Source organism: Devosia sp. (genome assembly GCF_036406155.1).
In the GTDB taxonomy this organism is placed as follows: domain Bacteria; phylum Pseudomonadota; class Alphaproteobacteria; order Rhizobiales; family Devosiaceae; genus Devosia_A.
Map to the genome: position 1 here is coordinate 1 of NZ_DASWVV010000201.1, position 25,562 is coordinate 25,562.

The 25,562-nt window shown below is 66.7% G+C and carries 27 protein-coding genes; 25 read left to right on the forward strand and 2 right to left on the reverse strand.

From position 1 onward, the window contains the following. The 10 genes from VGD93_RS13590 to VGD93_RS13635 all read left to right on the forward strand — a co-directional run. A partial coding sequence (locus tag VGD93_RS13590) for a 30S ribosomal protein S5 (RefSeq protein ID WP_395012695.1) occupies positions 1 to 383 on the forward strand: 383 nt, incomplete at its 5' end. 23 nt (positions 384 to 406) lie between these two features. Next, entirely contained in the window at positions 407 to 595 is a 189-nt protein-coding gene (gene rpmD / locus VGD93_RS13595) for a 50S ribosomal protein L30 (protein ID WP_395012696.1), read from the forward strand. Between the two features lie 16 nt (positions 596 to 611). Further along, positions 612 to 1,097, forward strand: coding sequence for a 50S ribosomal protein L15 (gene rplO / locus VGD93_RS13600; protein WP_395012697.1), 486 nt, complete (start codon positions 612 to 614; stop codon positions 1,095 to 1,097). A gap of 44 nt (positions 1,098 to 1,141) precedes the next feature. Continuing rightward, positions 1,142 to 2,476, forward strand: a complete 1,335-nt coding sequence (gene secY / locus VGD93_RS13605) for a preprotein translocase subunit SecY (protein ID WP_395012698.1) — start codon at positions 1,142 to 1,144, stop codon at positions 2,474 to 2,476. Further along, complete coding sequence (locus tag VGD93_RS13610) at positions 2,473 to 3,042, forward strand: adenylate kinase (protein ID WP_395012699.1); 570 nt, start codon at positions 2,473 to 2,475, stop codon at positions 3,040 to 3,042. The genes secY and VGD93_RS13610 overlap by 4 nt, the downstream gene beginning before the upstream one ends. Before the next feature lie 182 nt (positions 3,043 to 3,224). Further along, complete coding sequence (gene rpsM / locus VGD93_RS13615; protein WP_395012700.1) at positions 3,225 to 3,593, forward strand: 30S ribosomal protein S13; 369 nt, start codon at positions 3,225 to 3,227, stop codon at positions 3,591 to 3,593. A gap of 74 nt (positions 3,594 to 3,667) precedes the next feature. Further along, entirely contained in the window at positions 3,668 to 4,060 is a 393-nt protein-coding gene (rpsK, locus tag VGD93_RS13620; RefSeq protein ID WP_395012701.1) for a 30S ribosomal protein S11, read from the forward strand. 96 nt (positions 4,061 to 4,156) lie between these two features. Next, positions 4,157 to 5,176 carry a DNA-directed RNA polymerase subunit alpha gene (locus VGD93_RS13625; protein WP_395012702.1) on the forward strand — a complete coding sequence of 340 codons (1,020 nt, stop codon included), beginning with the start codon at positions 4,157 to 4,159 and terminating at the stop codon, positions 5,174 to 5,176. A gap of 34 nt (positions 5,177 to 5,210) precedes the next feature. Then, entirely contained in the window at positions 5,211 to 5,636 is a 426-nt protein-coding gene (rplQ, locus tag VGD93_RS13630) for a 50S ribosomal protein L17 (protein WP_395012703.1), read from the forward strand. A 130-nt stretch (positions 5,637 to 5,766) separates the two neighbouring features. Continuing rightward, complete coding sequence (locus VGD93_RS13635; RefSeq protein WP_395012704.1) at positions 5,767 to 6,807, forward strand: NAD-dependent epimerase/dehydratase family protein; 1,041 nt, start codon at positions 5,767 to 5,769, stop codon at positions 6,805 to 6,807. Between the two features lie 17 nt (positions 6,808 to 6,824). Here VGD93_RS13635 and VGD93_RS13640 read toward each other — a convergent pair whose 3' ends face one another. After that, a complete protein-coding gene (locus tag VGD93_RS13640) occupies positions 6,825 to 8,003 on the reverse strand; it encodes a hypothetical protein (protein ID WP_395012705.1) in 1,179 nt (392 codons plus the stop codon). A 197-nt stretch (positions 8,004 to 8,200) separates the two neighbouring features. Here VGD93_RS13640 and VGD93_RS13645 point away from each other — a divergent pair, with 197 nt between their 5' ends. The 7 genes from VGD93_RS13645 to VGD93_RS13675 all read left to right on the forward strand — a co-directional run bounded on the left by VGD93_RS13645 (position 8,201) and on the right by VGD93_RS13675 (position 14,616). After that, positions 8,201 to 9,664 (forward strand): DegQ family serine endoprotease, encoded by a 1,464-nt coding sequence (locus VGD93_RS13645; protein ID WP_395012706.1) that lies wholly within the window; start codon positions 8,201 to 8,203, stop codon positions 9,662 to 9,664. Positions 9,665 to 9,666: 2 nt separating this feature from the next. Continuing rightward, complete coding sequence (locus tag VGD93_RS13650) at positions 9,667 to 10,995, forward strand: replication-associated recombination protein A (RefSeq protein ID WP_395012707.1); 1,329 nt, start codon at positions 9,667 to 9,669, stop codon at positions 10,993 to 10,995. 20 nt (positions 10,996 to 11,015) lie between these two features. Further along, positions 11,016 to 11,396 carry a fluoride efflux transporter CrcB gene (gene crcB / locus VGD93_RS13655; protein WP_395012708.1) on the forward strand — a complete coding sequence of 127 codons (381 nt, stop codon included), beginning with the start codon at positions 11,016 to 11,018 and terminating at the stop codon, positions 11,394 to 11,396. Continuing rightward, the gene (locus tag VGD93_RS13660) at positions 11,393 to 12,379 is read left to right on the forward strand and encodes an RluA family pseudouridine synthase (RefSeq protein WP_395012709.1); all 987 of its coding nucleotides are present in this window, start codon (positions 11,393 to 11,395) and stop codon (positions 12,377 to 12,379) included. Before crcB ends, VGD93_RS13660 begins: the two co-directional genes overlap by 4 nt. Positions 12,380 to 12,465: 86 nt before the next feature. Continuing rightward, positions 12,466 to 13,098 (forward strand): DUF1554 domain-containing protein, encoded by a 633-nt coding sequence (locus VGD93_RS13665; protein WP_395012710.1) that lies wholly within the window; start codon positions 12,466 to 12,468, stop codon positions 13,096 to 13,098. Between the two features lie 74 nt (positions 13,099 to 13,172). Continuing rightward, positions 13,173 to 13,847, forward strand: a complete 675-nt coding sequence (locus VGD93_RS13670) for an HAD-IA family hydrolase (RefSeq protein ID WP_395012711.1) — start codon at positions 13,173 to 13,175, stop codon at positions 13,845 to 13,847. Next, complete coding sequence (locus VGD93_RS13675; protein WP_395012712.1) at positions 13,840 to 14,616, forward strand: ATP12 family chaperone protein; 777 nt, start codon at positions 13,840 to 13,842, stop codon at positions 14,614 to 14,616. The genes VGD93_RS13670 and VGD93_RS13675 overlap by 8 nt, the downstream gene beginning before the upstream one ends. Positions 14,617 to 14,631: 15 nt before the next feature. On the opposite strand, the gene VGD93_RS13680 is transcribed toward VGD93_RS13675, so the two are convergent. Then, positions 14,632 to 15,459 (reverse strand): isocitrate lyase/PEP mutase family protein, encoded by an 828-nt coding sequence (locus VGD93_RS13680; protein ID WP_395012713.1) that lies wholly within the window; start codon positions 15,457 to 15,459, stop codon positions 14,632 to 14,634. 292 nt (positions 15,460 to 15,751) lie between these two features. Here VGD93_RS13680 and dnaE point away from each other — a divergent pair, with 292 nt between their 5' ends. The 8 genes from dnaE to rseP all read left to right on the forward strand — a co-directional run bounded on the left by dnaE (position 15,752) and on the right by rseP (position 25,448). Beyond that, positions 15,752 to 19,210 (forward strand): DNA polymerase III subunit alpha, encoded by a 3,459-nt coding sequence (gene dnaE, locus VGD93_RS13685; protein WP_395012714.1) that lies wholly within the window; start codon positions 15,752 to 15,754, stop codon positions 19,208 to 19,210. A 196-nt stretch (positions 19,211 to 19,406) separates the two neighbouring features. Next, positions 19,407 to 20,198, forward strand: a complete 792-nt coding sequence (gene rpsB, locus VGD93_RS13690) for a 30S ribosomal protein S2 (protein ID WP_395012715.1) — start codon at positions 19,407 to 19,409, stop codon at positions 20,196 to 20,198. Between the two features lie 80 nt (positions 20,199 to 20,278). Next, positions 20,279 to 21,205 (forward strand): translation elongation factor Ts, encoded by a 927-nt coding sequence (gene tsf / locus VGD93_RS13695; RefSeq protein ID WP_395012716.1) that lies wholly within the window; start codon positions 20,279 to 20,281, stop codon positions 21,203 to 21,205. 114 nt (positions 21,206 to 21,319) lie between these two features. Then, entirely contained in the window at positions 21,320 to 22,033 is a 714-nt protein-coding gene (pyrH, locus tag VGD93_RS13700; protein ID WP_395012717.1) for a UMP kinase, read from the forward strand. 27 nt (positions 22,034 to 22,060) lie between these two features. Then, the gene (frr, locus tag VGD93_RS13705; RefSeq protein ID WP_395012718.1) at positions 22,061 to 22,621 is read left to right on the forward strand and encodes a ribosome recycling factor; all 561 of its coding nucleotides are present in this window, start codon (positions 22,061 to 22,063) and stop codon (positions 22,619 to 22,621) included. Between the two features lie 29 nt (positions 22,622 to 22,650). Next, positions 22,651 to 23,412 carry an isoprenyl transferase gene (locus tag VGD93_RS13710; RefSeq protein ID WP_395012719.1) on the forward strand — a complete coding sequence of 254 codons (762 nt, stop codon included), beginning with the start codon at positions 22,651 to 22,653 and terminating at the stop codon, positions 23,410 to 23,412. Then, positions 23,409 to 24,266, forward strand: coding sequence for a phosphatidate cytidylyltransferase (locus tag VGD93_RS13715; RefSeq protein ID WP_395012720.1), 858 nt, complete (start codon positions 23,409 to 23,411; stop codon positions 24,264 to 24,266). Before VGD93_RS13710 ends, VGD93_RS13715 begins: the two co-directional genes overlap by 4 nt. Positions 24,267 to 24,332: 66 nt before the next feature. After that, the gene (gene rseP, locus VGD93_RS13720; RefSeq protein ID WP_395012721.1) at positions 24,333 to 25,448 is read left to right on the forward strand and encodes an RIP metalloprotease RseP; all 1,116 of its coding nucleotides are present in this window, start codon (positions 24,333 to 24,335) and stop codon (positions 25,446 to 25,448) included. Positions 25,449 to 25,562 lie beyond the last annotated feature (114 nt).

Sequence of the window (25,562 nt, forward strand, 5' to 3'; positions counted from 1 at the left end):
ACGGCAAGGCCCGTGAAGTGCCAGAAGCGATCCGTAAGGCTACCGAGCAGGCTAAGCGCCAGATGATCCGCGTGCCGCTGCGCGATGCGCGCACACTGCACCACGACGTGCAGGGTCGCCACGGCGCCGGCAAGGTCATCCTGCGTGCCGCCGTTCCGGGTACCGGCATCATCGCCGGCGGTCCGATGCGCGCTGTGTTCGAGACGCTTGGCATCAACGACATCGTTGCCAAGTCGCAGGGCACGGCCAACCCCTACAACATGGTGCGGGCCACCTTCGATGCGCTGAAGCGCGTCGACAGCCCGCGTTCGGTCGCGGCGCGCCGCGGCCTCAAGGTATCGGAACTGCAGGCTCGCCGCGGCGAGGCTGCGCCCGAGTCCTGACCAGCGCCTTCCGGAGAATTGCCATGGCCGACAAGACCGTAACCGTCGAGCAGATCGGTAGCCCGATCCGCCGCAAGAAGGACCAGCGCGCGACCCTGATCGGGCTCGGGCTCAACAAGATGCGCAAGCAGTCGACGCTCAAGGACACTCCCGAAGTGCGCGGCATGATCGACAAGCTGCCCCACCTCGTCCGCGTCGTCGGCGAGAAGTAAGAATAGGACCACGCAAATGACGCGTCTGAACGAACTCCGCGACAATCCTGGTGCCTCCAAGACCCGCGTCCGCATCGGGCGCGGCATCGGCTCGGGCAAGGGCAAGACCGGTGGCCGCGGCGGCAAGGGCCAGACGGCGCGCTCGGGCGTGGCCATCAACGGCTTCGAGGGCGGTCAGATGCCCTTGCACATGCGCATGCCCAAGCGCGGCTTCAACGTGCCCAACCCCAAGAAGTGGAACGCCATCCGCCTCGACCGCATCCAGGCCTACATCGACTCCGGCAAGCTCGACCACAAGGGCGTGGTGGATGCTGCGGCGCTGGTGAAGGCCGGCGTCATCCGCCGCGAGAAGGACGGCGTGCGCCTGATCGGGGGCGCGGGCTTCTCGGCGAAGAAGGTGACGTTCAAGGTTGCCCACGCCTCCAAGGGCGCGATTGCCGCCATTGAAGCCGCAGGCGGCAAGGTCGATATGCCAGTGGCGGAAACGAAGGCCGAGGCCTAAGCGCCGGACCCCGCGTTTTCCCGCCCACCTCGAAGGGAGCAACCATGGCGTCCGCAGCCGAGCAACTGGCAAAGAATCTCAATTTCGGCACCTTCGCCAAGGCGAAGGCTCTGCAGCAGCGCATCTGGTTCACCCTGGGGGCGCTGCTCGTCTACCGTCTGGGCACGTATATCCCGTTGCCCGGCATCGACCCGGATGCCTACGCGGAAACCTTCAAGAATGCGCAGCAGGGCGTCGTCGGCATGTTCAACATGTTCGCCGGCGGTGCCGTTGAGCGCATGGCCATCTTTGCCCTCAACCTCATCCCCTACATCACGGCGTCGATCGTCATCCAGGTGATCACGACGGCGTCTCCCAAGCTCGAGGCGTTGAAGAAGGAGGGGGAGAGCGGCCGGCGCAAGATCAACCAGTATACGCGCTACCTCACCGTCGCATTCTGCGCCGTGCAGGCCTACGGCATTGCTATCGGGCTCGAGGCCAGCCAGGGCGTGGTGCTCAATCCCGGCTGGTTCTTCCGCCTGTCCACCGTGATCACGCTGGTGGGCGGCACCATGTTCCTGATGTGGCTGGGCGAGCAGATCACCTCGCGCGGCGTCGGCAACGGCATCTCGCTCATCATCTTCGCGGGCATCGTCGCCAACCTGCCGGTCACCATCGCGCAGACGCTGCAATTGAGTGCCGAAGGCGCCATTCCGCCGCTGGCGGCGGCGGGCATGCTGGTTCTGGCGATCGTCGTCGTGGCCGTCATCGTCTTCTTCGAGCGGGCTCAGCGCCGGTTGCTGATCCAGTATCCGAAGCGCCAGGTCGGCAACAAGATGTTCCAGGGCGACACCTCGCACCTGCCGCTGAAGCTCAACACCTCGGGCGTGATCCCGCCGATCTTCGCCTCTTCGCTGCTGCTTCTTCCCGCCACCATCGCGTCCTTCGCCGCCCAGGGCGATGCCCCACAATGGCTGCAGGTCACGGCGGCGGTGCTCGGCCGCGGCCAGCCGCTCTATCTGGCCTTCTTTACGGTCTCGATCATCTTCTTCACGTTCTTCTATACCTCCATCGTCTTCAATCCGGCCGACACGGCGGACAACCTGAAGCGCTCGGGCGGCTTCATCCCCGGCATCCGGCCGGGCGAGCGGACGGCCCAGCACATCGATTACGTGCTGACCCGCATCACCGTCATCGGCGCGATCTATCTCACGGTGGTCTGCCTCATTCCCGAAGTGCTCGTCAGCCAGCTCAACGTCAGCCAGTTCCTGGGCGGCACCTCGCTGCTCATCATGGTCACGGTGACGCTCGACACGGTCAGCCAGATCCAGAGTCACCTGATTGCCCAGCAGTACGAGGGGCTGGTGAAACGTTCGCGCTTGGGAGGCAAGAGGAAATGAGACTGATCCTTCTGGGACCGCCGGGGGCCGGCAAGGGGACGCAGGCCAAGATCCTGGTCGAGGCCTATGGCATCCCGCAGCTGTCGACCGGGGACATTTTGCGCTCGGCGATCGCGGCGCGGACGCCGATGGGACTGGCGGCCAAGGAGATCATGGACCGGGGCGACCTGGTGTCCGACGAGATCGTGAACGGCATCGTTTCGGAGCGCCTCGACGCCGAGGACGCCAAGGGAGGCTTCATCCTCGACGGCTTTCCCCGCACCATCGCGCAGGCGGAGGCGCTCGAGCAGATGCTGGCGGAGAAGGGCATGGCCCTCGATGCGGTGATCGAACTCACCGCCGATCCCGACGTGCTGGTCGGCCGTATCGTCAACCGCGCCAAGGAATCCGGCGTCGCCCGCGGCGACGACAACGAAGAGGTGCTGCGCAAGCGGCTCGAGGTCTATCGCGAGCAGACGGCGCCCCTCGTCGATTACTATCACGCAAAGGGGCTGGTGAAGTCCGTGGATGGGATGCAGTCGGTCGAGGAGGTGACCGCCGCGATCCGTCGGGCGGTGCATAACTAGTATTCCGGCAGGGCCGCGTTCGCCAGTTGACATTGGCAAGGCCAGCCCATAGAACCGCGCCAGTCTCATGGATTATTGGGCTGGATTCGGTTCCTCAGTTAGGTGAGGGGTCGGACTCCGGTCCCTTGTTGTTGTTAGGAAACGGCACGGGATCAGGCCCGGTCGACTAAAGGAGAGCAGACGTGGCTCGTATTGCTGGCGTCAATATCCCGACGAACAAGCGCGTGGTCATCGCGCTGCAGTACATTCATGGGATCGGCGACAAGTTCGCCGAGGATATCTGCGCGAAGGTCGGGATCCCGGCCGAGCGCCGCGTCAACGAACTCACCGACGCGGAAGTCATCCAGATCCGCGAGACCATCGACCGCGACTACGTCGTGGAAGGTGACCTCCGCCGCAACGTGGCGATGAACATCAAGCGGCTCATGGACCTCGGCAACTATCGCGGTCTCAGGCACCGCAAGGGCCTGCCGGTCCGCGGCCAGCGCACGCATACCAATGCGCGCACCCGCAAGGGGCCGGCCAAGCCGATCGCCGGCAAGAAGAAATAAGGACCTTCCGGTCCTTCGGTGGAGCTGCCTGGGCATCCGGTCCGGGGCAGCGCTGATATCGAACAGAGGAATAGATGGCAAAGACCGAGACCACTCGCGTTCGTCGCAAGGAACGCAAGAACATCACCAATGGCGTCGCCCACGTGAACGCCTCCTTCAACAACACCATGGTCACCATCACCGACGTGCAGGGCAACACGATTTCGTGGTCCTCGTCGGGCGTGATGGGTTTCAAGGGGTCGCGCAAGTCTACCCCTTATGCCGCCCAGGTCGCGGCCGAAGACGCCGCCCGCAAGGCCCAGGAGCACGGCATGAAGACCCTCGAGGTCGAGGTTCGCGGGCCCGGTTCGGGGCGCGAGTCGGCGCTGCGCGCGCTGCAGGCTGCCGGCTTCAACGTCACCAGCATTCGCGATGTCACTTCGATCCCCCACAACGGCTGCCGGCCGCGCAAGCGCCGCCGCGTGTGATCTCGGGGTCTTCGCCCGGCTTGCCACGGCCGGGGCCGACATTGCTATTGCGGATTGAGCGGTATTGGCGGACCGCGCAGATGAAAGGACTTTACCGTGACCATCCAGAAGAACTGGCAGGAACTGATCAAGCCGACCAAACTGGATATCGTTTCGGGTACTGACAACGCGCGCGTGGCCTCGGTCGTGGCCGAGCCGCTCGAGCGCGGCTACGGTCTCACCCTCGGCAACGCACTGCGCCGGGTGCTGCTCTCGTCGCTGCAGGGTGCTGCGGTCACGGCCATCCAGATCGACGGCGTGCTGCACGAGTTCTCGTCCGTCCCGGGCGTACGCGAGGACATTACCGACCTCGTGCTCAACGTCAAGGAAATCGCCATCAGGATGAATGCCGAAGGGCCCAAGCGCCTGACGCTGTCGCGGCAGGGCCCGGGCGCGGTGACGGCCGGCGACATCAAGGTCACCGGCGATATCGAGGTGCTCAATCCGGAACTGGTGATCTGCAATCTCGACGATGGCGCCGAGATCAACATCGAGTTCACGGTCAATACCGGCAAAGGTTACGTTCCCGCCGACCGCAACCGGCCCGATGATGCTCCGATCGGCTACATTCCCGTCGATGCGCTGTTCTCCCCCGTGCGCCGCGTCTCCTACAAGGTCGATGCCACCCGCGCCGGCGAGAGCCTCGACAAGGACAAGCTGACGCTGACCGTGGAGACCAATGGCGCCATTTCGCCGGAGGACGCCGTGGCCTACGCGGCCCGCATCCTGCAGGACCAGCTGACCGTCTTCGTCAACTTCGAGGAGCCGAGCAAGGAGAAGGCCGCCGAGGCCGTGCCCGAGCTGGCCTTCAACCCGGCGCTGCTCAAGAAGGTCGACGAGCTCGAGCTTTCCGTCCGCTCGGCCAACTGCCTCAAGAACGACAACATCGTCTATATCGGCGATCTCATCCAGAAGACCGAGGCCGAGATGCTTCGCACTCCCAATTTCGGGCGCAAGTCGCTCAACGAAATCAAGGAAGTGCTCGCCCAGATGGGCCTGCACCTGGGAATGGACGTCGCCAACTGGCCGCCGGAAAACATCGACGATCTCGCCAAGCGCTACGAAGATCACTACTGATCGCGCGGGCTCACACGTTTAGGGAGTTACAACAATGCGCCACGGCAATTCCAACCGTAAGCTCAACCGGACTTCGAGCCATCGCAAGGCCATGTTCGCCAACATGTCTGCGGCGCTGATCAAGCACGAGCAGATCGTCACCACCTTGCCCAAGGCCAAGGAACTGCGTCCGATCGTGGAGAAGCTGATCACGCTCGGCAAGCGCGGCGATCTGCACGCCCGCCGCCAGGCCATCGCGCAGGTGCGCGACGAGACCCAGGTGGCCAAGCTCTTCGCCGTGCTCGGCCCGCGCTACAAGGACCGCCAGGGCGGCTATATCCGCATCCTGAAGGCCGGCTATCGCTACGGCGACAGCGCGCCGCAGGCGGTGATCGAATTCGTCGATCGCGACGTGGACGCCAAGGGGCAGGATTCCGGCCCGGTACAGGGGGGCGGGGCGGACGAGTCCGAGGCCGCATAAGCGGCGTCGACGCGACGGCAACGTTCAAGGCGGCTCGGATTTCCGGGCCGCCTTTTTTTCGCGGGGTGGTTCCACGGCGCGGCGGAGCGTGGTGACATGCCGCTGTGTCCGGTTGTGGAGGAGAAACGACATGCTCGAAAAGGGGCGGGTGCTGATAACCGGGGCGAGCGGCTTCGTGGGCAAATGGACGCTGATCGAGCTGCTCAAGGCCGGCTACCCGGTTCGAGGGACGGTGCGTTCGCTGGCGAAAGCCGCGCAGGTCCGCGCCGCGGCATCTGCACAGGCGGGCGAGGGGGTGCTGGCCCGGCTGGAGCTGGTCGAAACCGACCTGCTCGACGATGCCGGCTGGACCGAGGCGATGCAGGGTATGGACGCGGTCATGCACATCGCCGCCGCCATCCGCAGCGACGAGCCGAAGGACGCGAGCCTCGTGGTGCGCCCGGCGGTAGAGGGGACGGCACGGGTCCTTCGTTTCGCCCACGCCGCCGGCATCCGGCGCTGCATCCTGACCTCGTCCATCGCCACCGTCGGCTATGGCCATGGCCATACGACCGGCAGGCGCGTCTATACCGAGGAGCACTTCACGGATCTCGGCAACATGCGCTGGACCTGGGCCTATTGCGTCGGCAAGACCACGGCCGAGCGTGCCGCCTGGGAGTTCGCCCGGGCCAATGGCCTCCGGCTGACCACCATTCATCCAGGGGCCATTATCGGCCCCGCTCTCGATGACGATGCCAGCATCTCGATCGGCATGGTGACGGGCCTGTTCGACGGCCGCACCCCGGCCTTGCCGAGCAATGGCTTCTCCATCGTCGACGTGCGCGACGTGGCTGCCATGCACGTGGCCGCGCTCGAGGATCCGGCAGCGGCCGGGCAGCGCTACCTCGCGACGGCGGAGTACGTGCCGTTCCCCCAAATTGCCGAAATCCTGCGGCAGGCCTATCCGGACCGCAACATCACCGCCAGGCGCGTTCCGGACTGGATCATCAAGCTCATGGCGCGTTTCGGCGGTCCGACGCGGCAGATCATAAACGATATCGGCAACGAGAAGATTTTCGACGGGGCGAAGGGGGAGGCGCTGATGGGGCGCAAATACATCCCCGCCCGCCAGTCGATCATCGATACTGCCGAGAGTGCCATCCGCCTCGGGCTGGTGCCGGGCAGGACGTAGCGAGGCCGGCGCGGCGGCTATTGCGCCGGCTGCAGTTCCTTGCCGGTATAGACTTCCTCGACCCAGTACTGGTCGCGCCGGTCGAAGCCGTTGAACGGGGTCAGCGACGCCTGAGTATAGGCGCCCATCAGCCCGAACTCGACCCAGTCGTCCTCGTCGATGTCGGACGGCAGGGTAAAGGTCTGCGGCAGCACGTCATAGCTGTCGCAGGTCGGCCCCCAGAGCGTGAAGCCCTCGAACTGGCCGTCATTGTCGTGCACCCGGGCGCCACGCCACACCCGGACCGGCGGCGTGAAGTGCATGAACTTGACCTCCATAAGCGCCCCGTAGGCGCCGTCATTGAGATAGACCGAAACGCCGCCGCGCTGGTGCTTGACGCGCAGCAGCAGCGACGTCGAGGAGGTCACCAGCGCGCGCCCGGGCTCGATGATGAGCTCCGGCTTCGACTTGCCGAAATTGTCCTCGACCGCCCTGGCGATCGTCTCGAAGTAGTGGTCCATCGGCGGCGCTTCGCTGGTGGGGTAGGGGGCAGGGTAGCCGCCGCCGATGTTGAGGCGCCTCAGCGTGATGCCGGACTCGCCGGCGATCCGCGCAGCGGCCGCGATGTGGCGTTCGTAGGCATAGGCGTCCTCGCACTGCGAGCCGACATGGAAGCACAGGCTCGGGGTATAGCCCATCTGCTCCACCATCTGCACGATCTCGACCGCGCCCTGTTCCATGACGCCGAACTTGATGCCGAAATCGTAGGATTTGAGTGCCTTGCCCGCCTTGAACCGCGTCGTCACCTCGATGTCCTTCGACGGCGACACGACGGCCGCCAGCTGGTCGAGCTGCGAGGGGTGGTCGATGGTGTAGGAGCGGATGCCGAACTCCTCGTAGGCGCGGGTAATCTCGCGCTTGTTCTTGATCGGATTGTTGTAGTGCATGGCGGCGCCCGGCGCATGCTCGCGCACCAGTTCCATCTCCCGGTTGGAGGCGACATCGAACGCCTTCAGCCCCTCGCGGTGCAGCTGGCCGAGGATATGGGGGGAGGGATTGCACTTGACCGCGTAGGTCAGCAGCCCGTCGAAACCCTTCTTGAAGACCTTGGTCGCCCGGTGCAGCTCCTTCTCGGAGAACAGGAAACTCGGGAAGTCCGGCGCTTCCGCCGCGATCAGCGTCGAAGTATTGGTGTACACCGTGGGCGACTCGGTCATCGGCGCATCCCTTTCGTGGCGGGGGGTCGAAACGAGGGCTGCATATAGGGATCATTGACCCTGCGCGCAAATGATATTCCTCGCGTCTGCACACGCCATGGCGGGGTGCATGCGCCAGGCGGGAAGCGGCGGATTCCTCTTGCCACAAGAGGCGATGCACCCAATCTCATGGAACCGTGAGCACAGGAGCGCCATACATGCTCAAACGCCTTGTCGTCGTCGCCGCCGCGAGCGCCCTGATCGGGGTCGCCGCCAGCCATTTCGCCATGACGCTGGCACAGAACGGCGAAGGCGCCCCGGCCCCGCAACCTGCCATGGAAGCCGCCGCGCCGCGCGAGTTGCCGCAGAGCCGGGAACAGCTGCAACTCAGCTTTGCGCCGGTGGTCAAGGCGGTGGCGCCGTCGGTCGTCAATGTCTATGCGACGACCGTAACCCAGCAGAGCGTATCGCCCTTCGCCAACGATCCCTTCTTCCAGCGCTTCTTCGGTGGCGATGGCCCGTTCTTCCAGCAGCGCCCCCGGGAGTCGCAGTCGCTCGGCTCGGGAGTCATCGTCGACCCTTCGGGCGTGGTGCTCACCAACAGCCACGTGGTCAACGGCGCGACCGACATCCGTATCTCGGTGGCCGACGGCCGCGAGTTCTCTGTGGACCTCGTTCTCGATGACCCCAAGACGGATCTCGCCGTACTGCGCATCCGCAATGCGGGCGGCGCCAGTTTCCCGGCGGTCGATTTCGGCAATTCCGACGCCCTCGAGGTCGGGGACCTCGTGCTCGCCATCGGCAATCCCTTCGGCGTCGGCCAGACGGTCACCAGCGGCATCGTCTCGGCCCTCGCCCGCACCGGCGTCGAGAGCTCGAACTACGAGTTCTTCATCCAGACCGATGCCGCCATCAATCCGGGCAATTCAGGCGGCGCCCTCGTCGACCTCGACGGCCGTCTCGTCGGCATCAACACGGCGATCTTTACCCGCAGCGGTGGCTCCATCGGCATCGGCTTCGCCATTCCCGCCAACATGGCCCGCGTGGTGGCGCAGGCCGGTATCGCCGGCGGCGACATCGTCCGGCCGTGGTTCGGCGCGCGGCTGCAGGATGTGACCACCGACATCGCCAACAGCCTCGGGCTCGAGCGGCCGCGCGGCGCGCTCATCACCGAGATCGCGCCCGGCAGTTCCGCCGAGCGCGCCGGTTTCCGGCCCGGCGACGTCATCCTGTCGGCCGACGGCTTCGCCGTCGACCAGCCCAGTGCCTTCGATTTCAGGTTGGCCACGAAGCCCGTCGGCAGCACCGTCGAGATCGTCTATTTCCGCGACGGCGCCGAGGCCAGCGTGGCGCTCAAGCTCGAGGCGCCACCCCCCGCCGAGGTCGCCGGCGTCGATGGCAACACCCGTTTTGCCGGCACCACCGTCGAGACCATTACCGCTCCGGTGGCCCAGGAACTCGGGCTCGGATACAACGCCCGCGGCGTCGTCGTGCGCAAGGTGGAGACGGGCTCGCCGGCCGATCGCATGGGCCTCAGGGTGGGCGACATCATCCTCAGCCTCAACGGCCGCGACATCGCGACGGCGGCGGATTTCCGCAGCACCGCCAATGCCCGGCCCGAGTCCTGGCAGATCGTGCTGCAACGGGGCGGCCGCGTGTTCCGCTCCTTCGTCAGCGGCTGAGCATGACCGATCTTTTCGCACATTCGCCCGACTCGGCCGAGGAAGGCGACCGCAACCGGCCACTGGCCGACAGGCTTCGGCCGATGTCGCTCGACGAGGTGATCGGGCAGCGCCATCTGCTGGGTCCTGACGGCACGTTGCGCCGGATGATTGCATCAGGGCGGCTTGGCTCGCTGATCCTGTGGGGGCCTCCGGGGACCGGCAAGACCACGGTGGCACGCCTGCTCGCCAACGAGACCGCCTACGTCTTCAAGCAGATTTCGGCCGTCTTCTCGGGCGTCGCCGATCTCAAGAAGGTGTTCGAGGAGGCGCGCTTTGAACGCCTCGCGGGCCGCCGCACCCTGCTCTTCGTCGACGAGATCCACCGCTTCAACCGGGCCCAGCAGGACGGCTTCCTGCCGGTCATGGAAGACGGCACCGTGGTGCTGGTCGGGGCCACCACCGAGAACCCCAGCTTCGAACTCAATGCCGCGTTGCTGTCGCGCAGCCAGGTGCTGCGCTTCGAATCGCTGGTGCCGGAGGATCTCGCGGCGCTGGCCGAGCGTGCCGAGGCGGCGCTGGGCCAGAAGCTTCCGCTGGACGAGGAAGCCCGCACGGCGCTCTACGGGCTTGCCGACGGCGACGGGCGGGCGCTGCTGGGACTGATCGAGGAGGTCTTTGCCGCCACCCGGCCGGGTGAGATCCTGGATCCCGCCGGACTGCTGCGGGTGGTGCAGCGGCGCGCGCCGATCTACGACAAGAAGCAGGACGGTCACTACAACCTGATTTCGGCCCTGCACAAGACCGTGCGCGGCTCCGATCCCGACGCCGCCCTGTACTATTTCGCGCGCATGCTCGACGCCGGCGAGGACCCGCTGTTCCTGGCCCGCCGGCTGATCCGCATGGCGGTCGAGGACATCGGCATGGCCGACCCGCAGGCGCTGCCGCTCGCGGTGGCGGCGCGCGACGCCTACCAGATGCTCGGCTCCCCGGAGGGGGAGTTGGCGCTGGCCCAGGTGGTGGTCTACCTCGCGGCCGCGCCCAAGTCGAACGCGGTCTATACCGCCTTCAAGGAAGCCGCCGCGCTGGCGAAGGCGACGGGCTCGCCGATGCCGCCCATGGCCATTCTCAACGCCCCCACCAAGCTCATGCAGGGGCAGGGCTATGGCGAGGGCTACATCTACGACCACGACACGCCCGAAGGGTTCTCCGGCCAGGAGTACTTCCCCGAAAAGATCGGCCGGCGCGAGTTCTACCGCCCCGTGGAGCGCGGCTTCGAGCGCGAGATCAAGAAGCGGCTTGAGTATTTCGCCCGCCTGCGGTCAAAGAAGGCCGAAGAGCAGGGCGGTTGAGGGCCCGGCCGGAGACATCGATGCAGGCCTTTCTCCTCGTGGGCGCCGGCGGAGCGCTGGGCGCCATGCTGCGTTACGGCGTGTCCAGCCTGGCCGGCCGCGTCTGGCCGACGCCGTTTCCCTACGCGACCTTGTTCGTCAATGTCGCCGGTTCGCTGGCGATGGGCCTGCTGGTCGGCATCCTGGCGCGTACCCTGCCGCCCATGCAGAGCGAGATACGCCTGTTTGTCGCCATCGGGGTGCTGGGCGGCTTCACCACCTTTTCCAGCTTCTCCCTCGACGTGATCTCGCTCGTGGAGCGCGGGCAGTGGGGACAGTCGGTGCTGTACATCGTGCTGTCGGTGGCGCTGTCCGTCATGGCGCTTTTCGCCGGGCTGGTGGTGGCGAGGATGGGGGCGTGAGCGGCGTTCGCCTGCAGACCGTCGCCCGCGACGAGGACGGCATGCGTCTCGACCGCTGGTTCGCGACGCATTTCCCGCAACTGGGCTTCGGCCCCTTGCAGAAGATGATCCGCACCGGCCAGGTTCGCGTCGACGGGGGACGGATCAAGACCAGCACGCGGCTCGTCGCCGGGCAGGTGGTGCGCATTCCGCCGATCGAGGCGGCGCCGCCCCAGGCCAGGCCGGTCGTGAGCAGCAAGGACGCGGAATTCCTGCGGTCGCTGATCCTCTACGAGGACGACGACATCTACGTGTTCAACAAGCCGCACGGGTTGGCCTCGCAGGGCGGCACGGGCACGAAGCGTCACCTGGACGGGCTGCTCAAGAGCCTGCCCAACCGCAAGGGGGAGGCCCCGCGGCTGGTGCACCGGCTCGATCGCGACACCTCCGGCTGCCTCGTCGTCGCCAAGACCAAGGCGGCGGCCAGCCATTTCGGCACGGTCTTTCGATCGCGCTCCGCCCGCAAGATCTACTGGGCCGTCGTCGCCGGCAATCCGCAACCCAAGCAGGGCCGGATTTCCTGCTTCCTCGCCAAGCAGGCGACCGCCGACGGCGAGCAGATGGTGGTGGTCGAGAACGGGCACCCCGGTGCGGTGCATTCGACCAGCTATTATTCGGTCACCGATATTGCGGGACGGCGCTTCGCATGGGTGACGCTGAAGCCGGTCACCGGCCGCACCCACCAGCTGCGCGTCCACATGGCCCAACTCGGCACGCCCATCATCGGCGACCCGCGCTATTTCAACATCGAGAACTGGGAACCGGCCCCGGGGCTCGGCGAGGGCCTGCACCTGCACGCCCGGCGGATCGCCCTCCCGCTGCGCAGTGGCAAGGTTCTCGACGTTTCTGCTCCGCTCCCCCCGCACATGCAGCAGAGCTTCGATGCCCTCGGTTTCGACGCCGACCGCTACGACGTCCGGGACCAGGACCCCGAAGCGGAGTAACGGTCACAACTGCGCGAGCATGGAATTTCTGCGCCGCACCGGCGTTACCCGGTCGGCCCATTCCGGGCCTCGACAGGGAGCGACCAATGAAACCAGTGCTTTTCGCCGCCACCGCCGCGGCCCTGCTCGTCGCCGCGATCCCCGCGGCCATCGGCCAGGACGCCACGACGATGAGCTTTTTCGTCACCAGTTCCGGGTCGGGTGACGGGGCCAATCTGGGCGGCCTCGCCGGCGCCGACGCGCATTGCCAGCAACTGGCGGAGGCGGCCGGGTCCACCGGAAAGACGTGGAAAGCCTATCTCAGCGCGGAAGGTGAAAACGCCCGCGACCGCATCGGCACGGGGCCGTGGCTGAATGCGAAGGGCGAGACCATCGCCCAGGACGTCGCCGCGTTGCACAGCGACGCCAACAACATCACCAAGCAGACCGTGCTCACCGAAACGGGCGAAATGGTCAAGGGCAGGGGCGATGATCCCAACCAGCACGACATCCTGACCGGCAGCAACGCCGACGGGACCCTGGCCGCCGGGATGACCTGCAGCGACTGGACGAGCAATGGCGACGGCCAGGCGATGGTCGGGCATTCCGACCGCATGGGCCTCGACGACTCGGCGGAGGCAAAGTCGTGGAACGCCTCGCACGCCTCGCGCGGCTGCAGCCAGGAGGCCCTGATCGGCACCGGCGGCAACGGCTATTTCTACTGCTTCGCGGTCGACTGAACGATCACGTCGACGCGGGGCGTGGTGACACGCCCCGCGTTTTGTGGTTTGAGCGCGGCAAACGGAGTTCTCCCTTGCCGCTCATCATGTTCGACATGGATGGCACGCTCATCGATACCTACGGCCTGATCGCCGAGCATATGGCATCGGCGTTCGCGTTGGCCGGGCTTGCCGCGCCCGCGCAGGCGGACGTCCGGCGCATCATCGGGCTGTCGCTGCCAGTGGCCATCGGTCAGCTCGCCGCGACCGAAGACGCTGTCCTGATCGACGGGCTCGTCACCAGCTACAAGCAGAACTACCGCAACGCGCTGGCGCGCGAGACGGGACGCGAGGAATTCTACCCGGGTGCACGCGAGGCCGTCGAACGTCTGCACGGGGCGGCGGGAAACCTCCTCGGCATCGCCACCGGCAAGGGGCTCACCGGCGTCAACCGCATTCTCGCCCAGCACGCCATCGCCGACCGCTTCGTCACCCTGCAGACCCCCGACCACAACCCATCCAAGCCGCACCCCGGCATGCTGCTCAGGGCCATGTCGGAGACGGGCGCGGCGCCGCATGAGGTGGTGATGGTCGGGGACACCTCCTTCGACATGGAGCTTGCCCGCGCGGCCGGGGCCTGGGCCATCGGGGTCGGCTGGGGCTACCATGAACGCCAGGACCTGATCGGCGCCGGCGCCCACATCATCATCGACAGCTTCGCCGAAATCGACGACTCCATTGCCGAACTCCTGGGGCGGCACGATGCGTGAATTCCTCGAGGATGCGCACGCCCACCGCGAAGACGGCTACGGGCGCGCCCAGGCCCACGCCAGGCCTGTCCTCCCCAAGCGCTTCTACAAGGCGGTCGCGGCCGTCCCGGTTGCCGGCGGCTTCGCCATCGCGCTTGACGGCAAGGCCATTAGGACGCCGGGGATGAAGCCGGTCGTCGTGCCCGTCGCCGCCCTGGCAGCGGCGATCGCGGCCGAGTGGGAGGCACAGGGCGAGTTCATCGATCCCGCCACGATGCCCGTCGGCCGGCTGGTCAACGCTGCCATCGAAGGCGGGGAGGACCGGGTCGCCGCGCTCCGCGAGGAGATCGTCAGCTATACGGGCAGCGATCTGCTGCTCTACCGCGCCGACACGCCGCAGGAACTGATCGCCGAGCAGGAACGCCTGTGGGACGATGCCCTGGTCAGGCTTGCCCGGCATTTCGGCGTCGGTTTCCAGCCGACCATCGGCATCATGCACCAGCGCCAGCCCGAGGCGACGCTGGCACGCCTCGGGCAGGCGCTCGAAGGGGAGGGCCTTCTCGCTCTGACCGCGCTCGCCTCGATCACCAACCTTACGGGGTCGGGGTTGCTCGCCCTCGCACTGCGCCACGGGCTTCTGGACGCCGACCAGGTCTGGCAGGCGGCGCATGTCGACGAGGACTTCAATGCCCGCATCTGGGGCCGCGACGAGGAAGCCGCCGCGCGCCGCCAGCGGCGCCGGCTTGAATTCGACGCGGCCGTGCGGGTGCTGGAGTTCCTGCGCGGGTAAGCCGCGGCGGGCGGCTCAGCCCCCGGTCGCGTCCATGAGGGTGTTGGCTTCCCCATACGAGAACGATGCTGCGGCGTAGCCGAAAGTGCCGCTTGCGAGGATTTCTCCCGCGGCACCGCGTAGCCCCTGCAGCGCGGCACGCGCGAGGCTGCTGCCGGTGCTCACGCGCTTGACGCCGGCGGCCGCGAGTTCGACCAGCGGATAGTTGACGCTGCCGATGACGACGTTCACCGGCTTGCCCACCGACGCGCACACGTCCCGGATCGCCGCGAGCGAGGGCAGGCCGGGTGCGAACAGCACGTCGGCCCCCGCGGCCTCGTAGGCCTGCAGGCGGCGGATGGTGTCGTCGAGATCCGGCCGGCCGTGGAGGAAATTCTCGGCCCGCGCGACGAAGGTGAACGGGAAGGGCAGCCGGCGCGCGGCCTCGACGGCAGCCGCCACCCGCTCAACGGCAAGGGCGAAATCATAGATCGGCGCAGATGGGTTGCCCGTCGCGTCTTCTATCGAGCCTCCCACGAGCCCGACCTCGGCCGCCTGCTGGATCGTCTCGGCGGCGTCTTCCGGCCGATCACCGAAGCCGTTCTCGAGATCTGCGCTCACCGGCAGGTCGGTGGCGTCGACGATCTGCGCGGCGTTGGCGAGCGTCTCCTCGCGGCTCACCCGGCCCATGCCGTCCGGCCGGCCGAGGGCGTAGGCGAGTCCGGCGCTCGTCGTCGCCAGGGCCTCGAATCCCATGCCCGCAAGGAGCCGTGCCGTGCCGGCATCCCACGGGTTGGGAATGACGAACAGGCCCGGCCGGGCGTGCAGCGCCCGCAGGCGCTCGGCTTTTTCGTACTGGCTCATGAGTCCATCGATAGCGCAGCCGCGGGCCACCGGCCAGTGTCGTTAACCCTGGATTCACGGTTACAGCGATGTTGCTGGACGGGAACAGACGAGAACGATACAAGAACAAAGCAGCAACCAAGGAGGTTAATGATGCTCGCTTTCGTGAAAGACCTGCTCGCGTTCCTGGCGCTCGGCGGCTTCTCCGTCGCTTCCCTGACCTGGGTCGACATCGCTGCCCGCTTGCTGTGAGGGTTGTGGATTGCTCCGTGCCAGCGTGGCGCCATCCAGGCGGAGGGGCTAAGGACTGACCATGGCTGGCCCCGGCTTCGTTCACCTGCACGTGCACTCGGCGTATTCGCTCCTTGAGGGGGCGCTGCCGCTTGGCCGCCTGCTCGAACTGGCAAAGGCCGACAAGCAACCCGCACTGGGCATCGCCGACACCAACAACCTGTTCGGCGCGCTGGAATTCTCCGAGAAAGCGGCCGGAAAGGGCATCCAGCCGCTGATCGGCTGCGAGCTGGCCCTCGATTTCGGCGAGACCGAAGACCGCGCGCAGGAGCGCAGCCACGCCCACGGCCAGTTCGGCAAGGGCGGGGTGGTGCTCATCGCCGCCGACGAGCGCGGCTTCGGCAATCTCTCCCGCCTGGTCAGCAAGGCCTATATCGAGGGCGAGCCGGGCAAGCCGGCGGCACGACTGGCATGGCTCGATCGCGACAGCCTGTCCGGCATCATCTGCCTCAGCGGCGGACCAGAGGGCGCAGTCGATCCCTATTTCGCCAACGGCCTCGACGCCCATGCGCATCAGCGACTGCGCACGTTGCACGACTTGTTCGGCGACCGCTTCTATGTCGAGCTGCAGCGCCATGGGCGCCGGCAGGAAGCGCTCAACGAGGCGCAACTGATCGATTACGCCTATCTCAACGGCATTCCCCTGGTCGCGACCAACGAGCCCTTCTTCCCTGGGCGCGACGATTTCGAGGCGCATGACGCGCTATTGGCCATCGCCGCCGGCTCCGTGCTGGCGCAGACCGAGCGGCGCAAACTCTCCGACCAGCACTATTTCAAGACGCGGGCAGAGATGGAGACGCTGTTCGCCGACCTGCCCGAGGCGCTGGCCAATTCCGTCGAGATCGCGCAGCGCGTCAGCTACCGGCCCCGGAAGCGCGATCCGGTGCTGCCCAAGTTCGCCGCCGCGCCGGAACTCAACGACAGCGAAGCCGTCGCCGCCGAGGCGCGGGCGCTGGGCGAAATGGCGCGCGCCGGGCTCGACCGCCGCCTCGCGACCGTCGGGCCGGCGCCCGGCCGGAGCGAGCAGGACTACCGTGAGCGGCTGGAGTATGAGCTGGGCATCATCGAGCGGATGAAATACCCCGGCTATTTCCTGATCGTGGCCGACTTCATCCAGTGGGCCAAGTCGCAGGGAATTCCCGTCGGGCCGGGGCGCGGTTCAGGCGCCGGGTCTCTCGTAGCCTGGGCCACCACCATCACCGACCTCGATCCGCTGCGCTACAACCTGCTGTTCGAGCGCTTCCTCAATCCGGAACGCGTCTCGATGCCCGACTTCGACATCGATTTCTGCCAGGACCGGCGGGAGGAGGTGATCCGCTACGTGCAGCGCAAGTACGGCAGCGAGCAGGTGGCGCAGATCATCACCTTCGGAACGCTGCAGGCGCGCGCCGTGCTGCGCGACGTCGGCCGCGTGCTGCAGATGCCCTATGGCCAGGTCGACCGCATCGCCAAACTGGTGCCGGCCAACCCGTCCGACCCGTGGACGCTGGAGCGCGCCCTCAACGAGGTGCCGCAACTGCGGGCGATGGCCGACGAGGACGAACAGGTGGCCGAACTCCTCGCCATCGGCCGCAAGCTCGAAGGCCTCTACCGCCACGCCTCGACGCATGCCGCCGGCATCGTGATCGGCGACCGGCCGCTGCAGGAATTGGCGCCGCTCTATCGCGATCCGCGTTCCGACATGCCGGTCAGCCAGTACAACATGAAGTGGTCGGAATCGGCCGGGCTGGTGAAGTTCGATTTCCTCGGTCTCAAGACGCTGACCACGATCAAGCGCGCCGTCGACATGATCAACCGCGGCGGCGGCGATTTCCGCATCGAGGACATCCCGCTCGACGACAAGAAGACCTACCGGCTGTACCAGACCGCCGATACTGCCGGCGTGTTCCAGGTGGAAGGCGCCGGCATGCGCCGGGCGCTGATCGACATGAAGCCCGATCGCTTCGAGGACCTCATCGCCCTGGTGGCGCTGTACCGGCCGGGGCCGATGGACAACATTCCGTTGTTCAACGACCGCAAGCATGGCCGCGACGAGGTCGAGTATCCGCACGAGGCGCTGAAGGACGTGCTCGAGGAGACGCAGGGCATCATCGTCTACCAGGAACAGGTGATGCAGATCGCCCAGATCCTCTCGGGCTACTCGCTCGGCGAGGCCGATCTGCTGCGCCGCGCCATGGGCAAGAAGATCAAGTCGGAAATGGACGCCCAGCGCGTCCGCTTCCGCGACGGCGCCGTCCGCTACGGTTTGACGAAGGACGCCGCCGACACCATCTTCGACCTTCTCGCCAAATTCGCCAATTACGGCTTCAACAAGAGCCACGCGGCGACCTATGCGCTGGTCAGCTACCAGACGGCCTATCTCAAGGCGCACTACCCGCACGAGTTCTTCGCGGCGACGATGACCCTCGACATGGGCAACACCGACAAGCTGGACGAATTTCGGCGCGACGCGGCCAAGCACGGCATCGACGTCGTCCCGCCCTGCGTCAACCGCTCCGACGCGGTGTTCGATACCCACGAGGGCAAGGTGTTCTACGCCATCGGCGCGGTGAAGGGCGTCGGCCAGGCGGTGGCCGAGCACATCGTGGCCGCACGCGGCGATCGGCCCTTTGCCGACCTCGCCGATTTCGCGACCCGTGTCGATCCGCGCATCATCAACCGGCGGACGCTGGAGACGCTGGTCAATGCCGGCGCCTTCGATCAACTGGTCCCGAGGCGGGAACAGGCCTTCGCCGCCATCGATGCGATCGTCGCCACGGCGCAGCGCACCAACGCCAACGCGGCGGACGGCATCGTCGACATGTTCGCCTCGGATCGCCCGGAGCCGATCCTGCTGACCGCCAATGTCGCTGCATGGCTTCCCCCCGAGCGGCTCGAGCGCGAGCGCGCGGCGATCGGCTTCCACCTGTCGGGCCATCCACTCGACCAGTACGCCGAGCTGTTCGAGCGCCTGCGCGTGCAGAGCTGGCTGGATTTCGAGCGCGCAGTGAAGGAGGGAGTGCGGGCAGGGCGGCTCGCCGGCACCATCTCGTCGCGTAACGATCGCCGCACCCGCAAGGGCGCGCCGATGGCGATCATGGCCCTTTCGGATCCGAGCGGCGGCTACGAATGCATCGCCTTTTCCGAGCAACTGGGCCAGTACGGCGACGTGCTCGTCGCCGGCAATTCCGTCATCCTGACGGTGGAAGCGGACGAACGTCCCGACGGCATCAGCCTAAGGCTGATCAGCGCCGAAGCCCTCGCCCACGCGGCCGAGAAGGTCGGACGGCGCCTGACCGTGTTCGCCGGCAACGAGCGCTGCCTGCCCTCCATCCGCTCGCAACTCAAGCCCGGTGGCGAAGGGCAGGTCATCTTCATCGTCTCGCGCGACCACGGCACCAGGGAGTACGAGATCGAGCTCAAGGGCGGTTTCCGCCTCTCGGCCGAAATCGCCGGCGGCATCAAGGCGCTGGACGGCGTGGTCGATGTCAGGTTGAGCTGACCGGAGCCGCGCTTCCGGTCCCGGCGGCCTTGCGCCGGCGGCACGAATACCCTATATCGCCCACGCGCCCGGAATGATCCTGGCGTAATTCACACGCAAGGCAGGCGCTCCGGCAACACGGCCGAGTTCCATCCGGTGGCGGGGGACCCCGTCGCAATGCCTTGCGGCGGCACAACCGGTCAAGGAGACTTGCCTCATGGCACTGCCCGAATTCTCTATGCGCCAGCTGCTCGAAGCCGGCGTTCACTTCGGCCACCAGAAGCACCGCTGGAACCCGAAGATGGAGCGCTACATCTTCGGCCTGCGCAACGACATCCATATTCTCGACCTCAGCCAGTCGGTGCCGCTCCTGCAGCGCGCGCTGCAGCTGGTTTCCGACACGGTTGCCGATGGCGGCCGCGTCCTGTTCGTGGGCACCAAGCGCCAGGCAGCCCCGGTCGTCGCCGAGGCGGCGCGCCAGTCCGCCCAGTATTTCGTCAATTCCCGCTGGCTCGGCGGCACGCTGACCAACTGGCAGACCATTTCGCACTCGATCAGCCGTCTGCGCGAACTCGAGGCCCAGCTTGCCGAGGGCGCCGAAGGCCTGACCAAGAAGGAGCGCCTGCTCCTCGATCGCGAGCGCGACCGGCTGGAGCGCGATCTGGGCGGCATCAAGGACATGGGCAACCTGCCCAACCTGCTGTTCGTCATCGACACGAACAAGGAAGCCAACGCCATCAAGGAGGCTCGCCGCCTCGGCATCCCGGTGGTCGCCATCGTCGACACCAACTCCGATCCCGACGTGGTCGACTTCCCGATCCCGGGCAATGACGACGCCGCCCGCGCGCTCGAACTCTACTGCTCGCTCGTGTCGCGCGCCGCCATCGACGGCATCTCGCGCTCGTCGGCTGGTCGGGGCGCCGATCTCGGCGCCGCCGAAGTCGCTCCCGAGGAGCCGGCTCTCGCCGCTTCCGAGGACGCGGGCCCGGAGCAGGCCGCGCAAGCCTGATCCGGCTCCCGCCGGATCCAAATTCAAAATCAAGACAAGGTGCGTTCCCGGATCGGGACCGCAGATGAGGTGATACCCAAATGGCAGTCACGGCCCAGCAGGTGAAGGAACTCCGCGAAGCGACCGGCGTCGGCATGATGGATTGCAAGAAGGCGCTCGCCGAGACCAACGGCGACATGGAGGCGGCAATCGACTGGCTGCGGACGCGCGGCCTTGCCAAGGCCGCGAAGAAGGCCGGCCGCGTGGCCGCCGAGGGGCTTGTCGGCATCCTTGTCGAGGGCAACCGCGGCGCCATCGTCGAAGTCAACTCCGAGACCGACTTCGTCGCGCGCAACGAGCAGTTCCAGGGGATCGTCGGCAACATCGCGCGGCTTGCCCTCGAGGCCGGCGGCGACCTGCACGTGCTGTCGGAGATGCCCTATCCGGGTTCGGGCCGCTCGGTTTCGGCCGAGCTTACCGATGCCATTGCCAAGATCGGCGAGAACATGAACCTGCGCCGCTCGACGCTGGTGGCGGTCAAGGACGGTGTCGTGGGCAGTTATGTCCATAACGCCGTGAAGCCCGGCCTCGGCAAGCTTGGCATCCTCGTCGGCCTCGAGTCGAGCGGCGACAAGGCCGTGCTTGCCGCCCTGGGCAAGCAGCTTGCGATGCACATCGCCAACACCAACCCGCTGTCGGTGTCCCCCGAGGACATCGACCCGGAGGTCGTGGCGCGCGAGCGGGCGATCTTCGCCGAGCAGGCCAGGGAGACCGGCAAGCCGGCCGAGATCATCGAGAAGATGGTCGATGGCCGGGTGCGCAAGTTCTACGAGGAAGTGACCCTGCTGGCGCAGACCTTCGTCATCGACGGCGAAAGCAAGGTCGCCGACGTGGTCAAGCGGGCCGAGAAGGACGCCGGCGCCCCGATCAAGGTCACCGGCTTCGTGCGCTATGCGCTCGGCGAGGGCATTGCCAGGGAAGAAACCGACTTCGCCGCCGAAGTGGCCGCGACTGCCGGCACGAACTAGGCTCCGGCGCCGCACTTTTCCCCGGGCGGGGTGGTATCCACCCCGCTCGGAAATGGACTAACCTCGCGCCGGCGCCCGGGGATTCGGCTCCGCCAGACGTCTCAAGGGGTCGACATGCCCAAGCCTGCCTACAAGCGGATCCTGCTCAAAGTCTCGGGGGAAGTGCTCGCGGGCGATCAGTCGTTCGGGATCGAGCCCCAGTTCCTCAAGGCCATGGCGGATCAGATCGCGGTCGCCGCCAAGAGCGGGTTGCAGATCGCGGTGGTGATCGGCGCCGGCAACATCTTTCGCGGCATGGCGGTAGCGGCCAAGGGCGCCGACCGGGTCACCGGCGACGTCATGGGCATGCTGGGAACCGTCATCAACTCGCTGGCGCTCGGCGATGCCATCGAGCAGGCGGGCGTGCCGGTGAAAGTCTACACCAACGTGCCGATGCCGACGGTCGCCGACACGTTCACGGCGCGCGATGCTTCCGCCGCCCTCAACGAGGGTTACGTCGTGGTTTGCGCCGGCGGCACCGGCAGCCCGTTCTTCACGACCGACACCGCCGCTGCACTCAAGGCCATCGAGTTGCGCTGCGACGTGCTCCTCAAGGGCACCAAGGTGGACGGCGTCTATTCCGAAGATCCCAAGAAGAACCCGAGGGCGCAGCGTTTCGAGACCATCAGCCACGAGGAAGTCATTGCGCGCGACCTCAAGGTCATGGACACCGCGGCCTTCGCCCTTGCCCGCGACAACGGCTTGCCCATAATTGTCTACGCCCTGGATGACGACGAAGGCCTGATGGGCGTGCTCGCGGGTCGCACGAGGAGTACGCGCGTCGGTTAAGGCGCGGAGGCTATTGAGGAGTTTGCCATGGCAGAAACGTTTTCGCTCGAAGCGCTGAAGACGCGCATGCAGAAGTCGATCGCGTCCCTGAAAGACGAACTTGCAGGGCTGCGGACCGGCCGTGCCAGCGCCAGCCTGCTGGAGCCGGTGACTGTGGAAGCCTACGGCACCAAGATGCCGCTCAACCAGGTTGCCACGGTCACGGTGCCGGAGGCGCGCATGCTCAGCGTACAGGTCTGGGACCGCGGCCTCGCTTCTGCTGTCGAGAAGGCCATCCGCAACAGCGGGCTCGGGCTCAACCCGGCCGCCGAGGGCGTCGTCATCCGGGTGCCGCTGCCCGAGTTGAACGAGGAACGCCGCCGCGAGTTGACCAAGGTCGCGCACAATTACGCCGAACAGGCGCGGGTGGCGGTGCGCCACATCCGCCGCGACGGCATGGACCTGCTCAAGAAGCTCGAGAAGGACGGCGACATCAGCCAGGACGAGAGCCGCAAGTCGGGCGAGCTGGTGCAGGCCGCGACAGACGCGGCGGTGGCCGAGATCGACGGGATCCTGGCCGTCAAGGAACAGGAAATCATGCAGGTCTGAGTTAGCCTGCACGTGCCCGGGAGGGCTACATGCCCAGCGACCCTGCCATAGTCCGTCAGCCCGAGCCGCAGCTGGATCCCAGGATTCCGGCGCATGTCGGGGTCATCATGGACGGCAACGGGCGATGGGCCCAGGCCCGCGGCAAGCCGCGCACCGAGGGCCACATCGAGGGCGTCAACGCGCTGCGGCGCATGGTCGAGTTGTGCATCCGCTACGGCGTTGCGCACCTCACCGTGTTCAGTTTCTCGTCCGAGAACTGGACGCGCCCGAAAGATGAAATAAATTTCATATTCAGCCTTCTGCGGCGGTTTGTTGCATCCGACCTGCAAAAGCTGATCGCACACAACGTGCGCGTGCGCATCATCGGCTCGCGCCAGGGTCTTGAAGACTCGCTGCGGCGCCTGATCGACGACGTCGAGGCCAAGACCGCGCACAATACCGGCCTCAACCTGCACGTTGCCTTCAACTACGGCGGCAAGGCGGAAATCACCGAAGCGGTGCGCCACATTGCCGGGGAGGTGGCGGCCGGGCGCCTGCGCCCCGCCGACATCACCGAAGGCACGATCGAGCGCGCCCTCTATACGTGCGGCATTCCCGATCCGGACGTCATCATCCGCACCAGCGGCGAGCAGCGCGTCTCCAACTTTCTGCTCTGGCAGGGAGCCTATTCGGAACTCGTCTTCGTCGACGAGAACTGGCCGGATTTCGACGAGGAAACCTTCCTGCGCGTGCTCGACGAATATGCGCTGCGCGAGCGGCGCTTCGGCGGTGTCGAGGTGGCCAGGCGGTGACCAGTCCTCAGGCGCCGCGACCCAAGTTCGATCCGTGGGCCAGGCGGTCCTGGACCGACCTCGGCCCGCGCGTCGCTTCCGGCGTGGTGCTCATCGTCGTGACCGTGCTCGGCCTCTATCTGGGCGGCTACGTGTTTGCCGCGCTTGTCGGAATCGCCTTTGCCGGCTGCTACAGGGAATGGGAGCGGATGGTGACGCTCAAGCCCCTGACGCCCGCCGGCGGCGTGCTGGTCGGTCTCGTCGGCGCCGCCACCTTCGCCTATCCGTTCCTGGGGCCGCTCGCCACGCTGGCCCTGCTGGCGCTCGCCGCGGTGATCGCCGCGTTCGATCGTGAGGCCGCGCTGTGGCGGGTCGCCGGCGTGCTGTTCTTCGGCGCGGTGGCCCTGGCGCTCCTGTTCATCCGGGGCACCGGGTGGGACGGGTTCCTCGCCGCGCTGTTCCTCGGCATCGTTGTGTGGCTGACCGACACGGGCGCCTTCTTCACCGGCCGGCAGGTCGGCGGCGAAAAGCTCGCTCCCGGCATTTCGCCGGGCAAGACCTGGTCGGGTGCCATCGGCGGCCTTGCCATCGGCACCCTCGGGGGGCTGGTCTACTGGCTGTTCACCACCACCTCGCCGTGGTGGATCGGGCTCGGGCTCGCCGCCGGCATCAGCATCGTCGCCCAGGCCGGCGACCTCGCCGAAAGCGCCGTCAAGCGCCGCTTCCGCATCAAGGACAGCGGCGACATTATTCCGGGCCACGGCGGGTTGATGGATCGCCTCGACAGCCTTACCTTTACGTCACTGCTGGCGTTTGCCGTGGGCCTCGGCCACGCGGGCTACGGCGCGATCGCGTCCGGGCTCATGCACTGGTGATCCGGCAGGCGGGCCGCATGCGGCCTTCACTCTGGGAGTAAGCAACTGTCGGCTCTACCTTGGCAGATGGTCTTTGCGCTGCCGGCCTTCCTGGTCGTGCTCAGCGTCATCGTCTTCGTCCACGAGATGGGGCACTATCTCGTGGCGCGGTGGAACGGCGTGGCGATCCAGACCTTCTCGCTCGGCTTCGGCAAGGAGATCTGGGGGCGCACCGACCGGCACGGCACCCGCTGGCGCCTTTCGATGATCCCGCTCGGCGGCTACGTGCGCTTCGTCGGAGACATGAACCCGGCCAGTGTTCCGGACGATGCCGTCATCGCCAATGCCGACCCTGAGCTGCGGCCCCGGCTGTTCGTCAACAAGAGCGTCTGGCAGCGGATGCAGGTGGTGCTGGCGGGGCCGGTGGCCAACGTCATCCTCACCTTCTTCGTCCTCTACGCGCTGCTGCTCGGCTATGGCCGCTACACCATCACGCCGGTGATCGGGGAGGTGCTGCCCGGCAGCGTCGCGGCTGCCGCCGGGCTGGAGGGCGGCGACAGGGTGCTCTCCGTCGACGGCTTCGAGGTGCACGGGTTCGAGGATTTCCAGCGGCTCGTGGCGACCAGCCCGGAGCGGCCGGTCACCATCGTCGTCGAACGCAGCAACAGCGCCAGGACCATCGTCGTGGTCCCGGAGGCGTCGAGCATCGAGGACCGCTTCGGCAATGTCCATCGTATCGGCCGCATCGGCGTCACCCGCGACGTCGGCGCCGAGGATATCACGCTGTACCGGCCGGGCCCGGTGGAGGCGGTGGGCATGACCTTCGAGGAAATGCGTTTCATCGTCGACCGGACGGCCGCGTTCCTGGGCGATTTCTTCGTCGGCCGCGGCGACGTGGAGCAACTGGGCGGGCCGGTGCGCGTGGCCCGGGTGTCGGGGGAGGTGGCGACGCTCGGGATCGTCCCGCTGCTCAACTTCATGGCCCTGCTGTCGCTCAATATCGGCCTGTTCAACCTGTTGCCCATTCCCATGCTCGACGGCGGGCATCTGGCGTATTATGTTGCCGAGGCCGTTCGCGGCCGGCCGCTCAGCCAGCGCGTCCAGGAAATCGGGTTTCGATTCGGGCTGGCCCTGATCTTCACCTTGATGGCGTTCACCCTGGTGAACGACACGATACTGGACGTCCTGCGCAGGCTCTCTTAACCGTTGACTAACCTTGGTTTTCGGGGTGTTGCAGGAATGCACACGTGCCAATCTTTTGGTAACCGCGGCCCCGGTCGCAGCTTGTCTCTGGTTAAAAAAACAGTAAAAGCATTC

Coding starts and splice junctions, on each gene's coding strand:
- frr (WP_395012718.1), top strand. CDS start 22,061: ATGGCAGAAACGTTTTCGCTCGAAGCGCTGAAGACGCGCATGCAGAAG.
- VGD93_RS13650 (WP_395012707.1), top strand. CDS start 9,667: ATGACCGATCTTTTCGCACATTCGCCCGACTCGGCCGAGGAAGGCGAC.
- rpsK (WP_395012701.1), top strand. CDS start 3,668: ATGGCAAAGACCGAGACCACTCGCGTTCGTCGCAAGGAACGCAAGAAC.
- VGD93_RS13680 (WP_395012713.1), bottom strand. CDS start 15,459: ATGAGCCAGTACGAAAAAGCCGAGCGCCTGCGGGCGCTGCACGCCCGG.
- crcB (WP_395012708.1), top strand. CDS start 11,016: ATGCAGGCCTTTCTCCTCGTGGGCGCCGGCGGAGCGCTGGGCGCCATG.
- rpmD (WP_395012696.1), top strand. CDS start 407: ATGGCCGACAAGACCGTAACCGTCGAGCAGATCGGTAGCCCGATCCGC.
- VGD93_RS13610 (WP_395012699.1), top strand. CDS start 2,473: ATGAGACTGATCCTTCTGGGACCGCCGGGGGCCGGCAAGGGGACGCAG.
- VGD93_RS13675 (WP_395012712.1), top strand. CDS start 13,840: ATGCGTGAATTCCTCGAGGATGCGCACGCCCACCGCGAAGACGGCTAC.
- dnaE (WP_395012714.1), top strand. CDS start 15,752: ATGGCTGGCCCCGGCTTCGTTCACCTGCACGTGCACTCGGCGTATTCG.
- rplO (WP_395012697.1), top strand. CDS start 612: ATGACGCGTCTGAACGAACTCCGCGACAATCCTGGTGCCTCCAAGACC.
- VGD93_RS13635 (WP_395012704.1), top strand. CDS start 5,767: ATGCTCGAAAAGGGGCGGGTGCTGATAACCGGGGCGAGCGGCTTCGTG.
- tsf (WP_395012716.1), top strand. CDS start 20,279: ATGGCAGTCACGGCCCAGCAGGTGAAGGAACTCCGCGAAGCGACCGGC.
- VGD93_RS13645 (WP_395012706.1), top strand. CDS start 8,201: ATGCTCAAACGCCTTGTCGTCGTCGCCGCCGCGAGCGCCCTGATCGGG.
- VGD93_RS13640 (WP_395012705.1), bottom strand. CDS start 8,003: ATGACCGAGTCGCCCACGGTGTACACCAATACTTCGACGCTGATCGCG.
- VGD93_RS13665 (WP_395012710.1), top strand. CDS start 12,466: ATGAAACCAGTGCTTTTCGCCGCCACCGCCGCGGCCCTGCTCGTCGCC.
- rpsB (WP_395012715.1), top strand. CDS start 19,407: ATGGCACTGCCCGAATTCTCTATGCGCCAGCTGCTCGAAGCCGGCGTT.
- pyrH (WP_395012717.1), top strand. CDS start 21,320: ATGCCCAAGCCTGCCTACAAGCGGATCCTGCTCAAAGTCTCGGGGGAA.
- rplQ (WP_395012703.1), top strand. CDS start 5,211: ATGCGCCACGGCAATTCCAACCGTAAGCTCAACCGGACTTCGAGCCAT.
- VGD93_RS13710 (WP_395012719.1), top strand. CDS start 22,651: ATGCCCAGCGACCCTGCCATAGTCCGTCAGCCCGAGCCGCAGCTGGAT.
- rseP (WP_395012721.1), top strand. CDS start 24,333: ATGGTCTTTGCGCTGCCGGCCTTCCTGGTCGTGCTCAGCGTCATCGTC.
- secY (WP_395012698.1), top strand. CDS start 1,142: ATGGCGTCCGCAGCCGAGCAACTGGCAAAGAATCTCAATTTCGGCACC.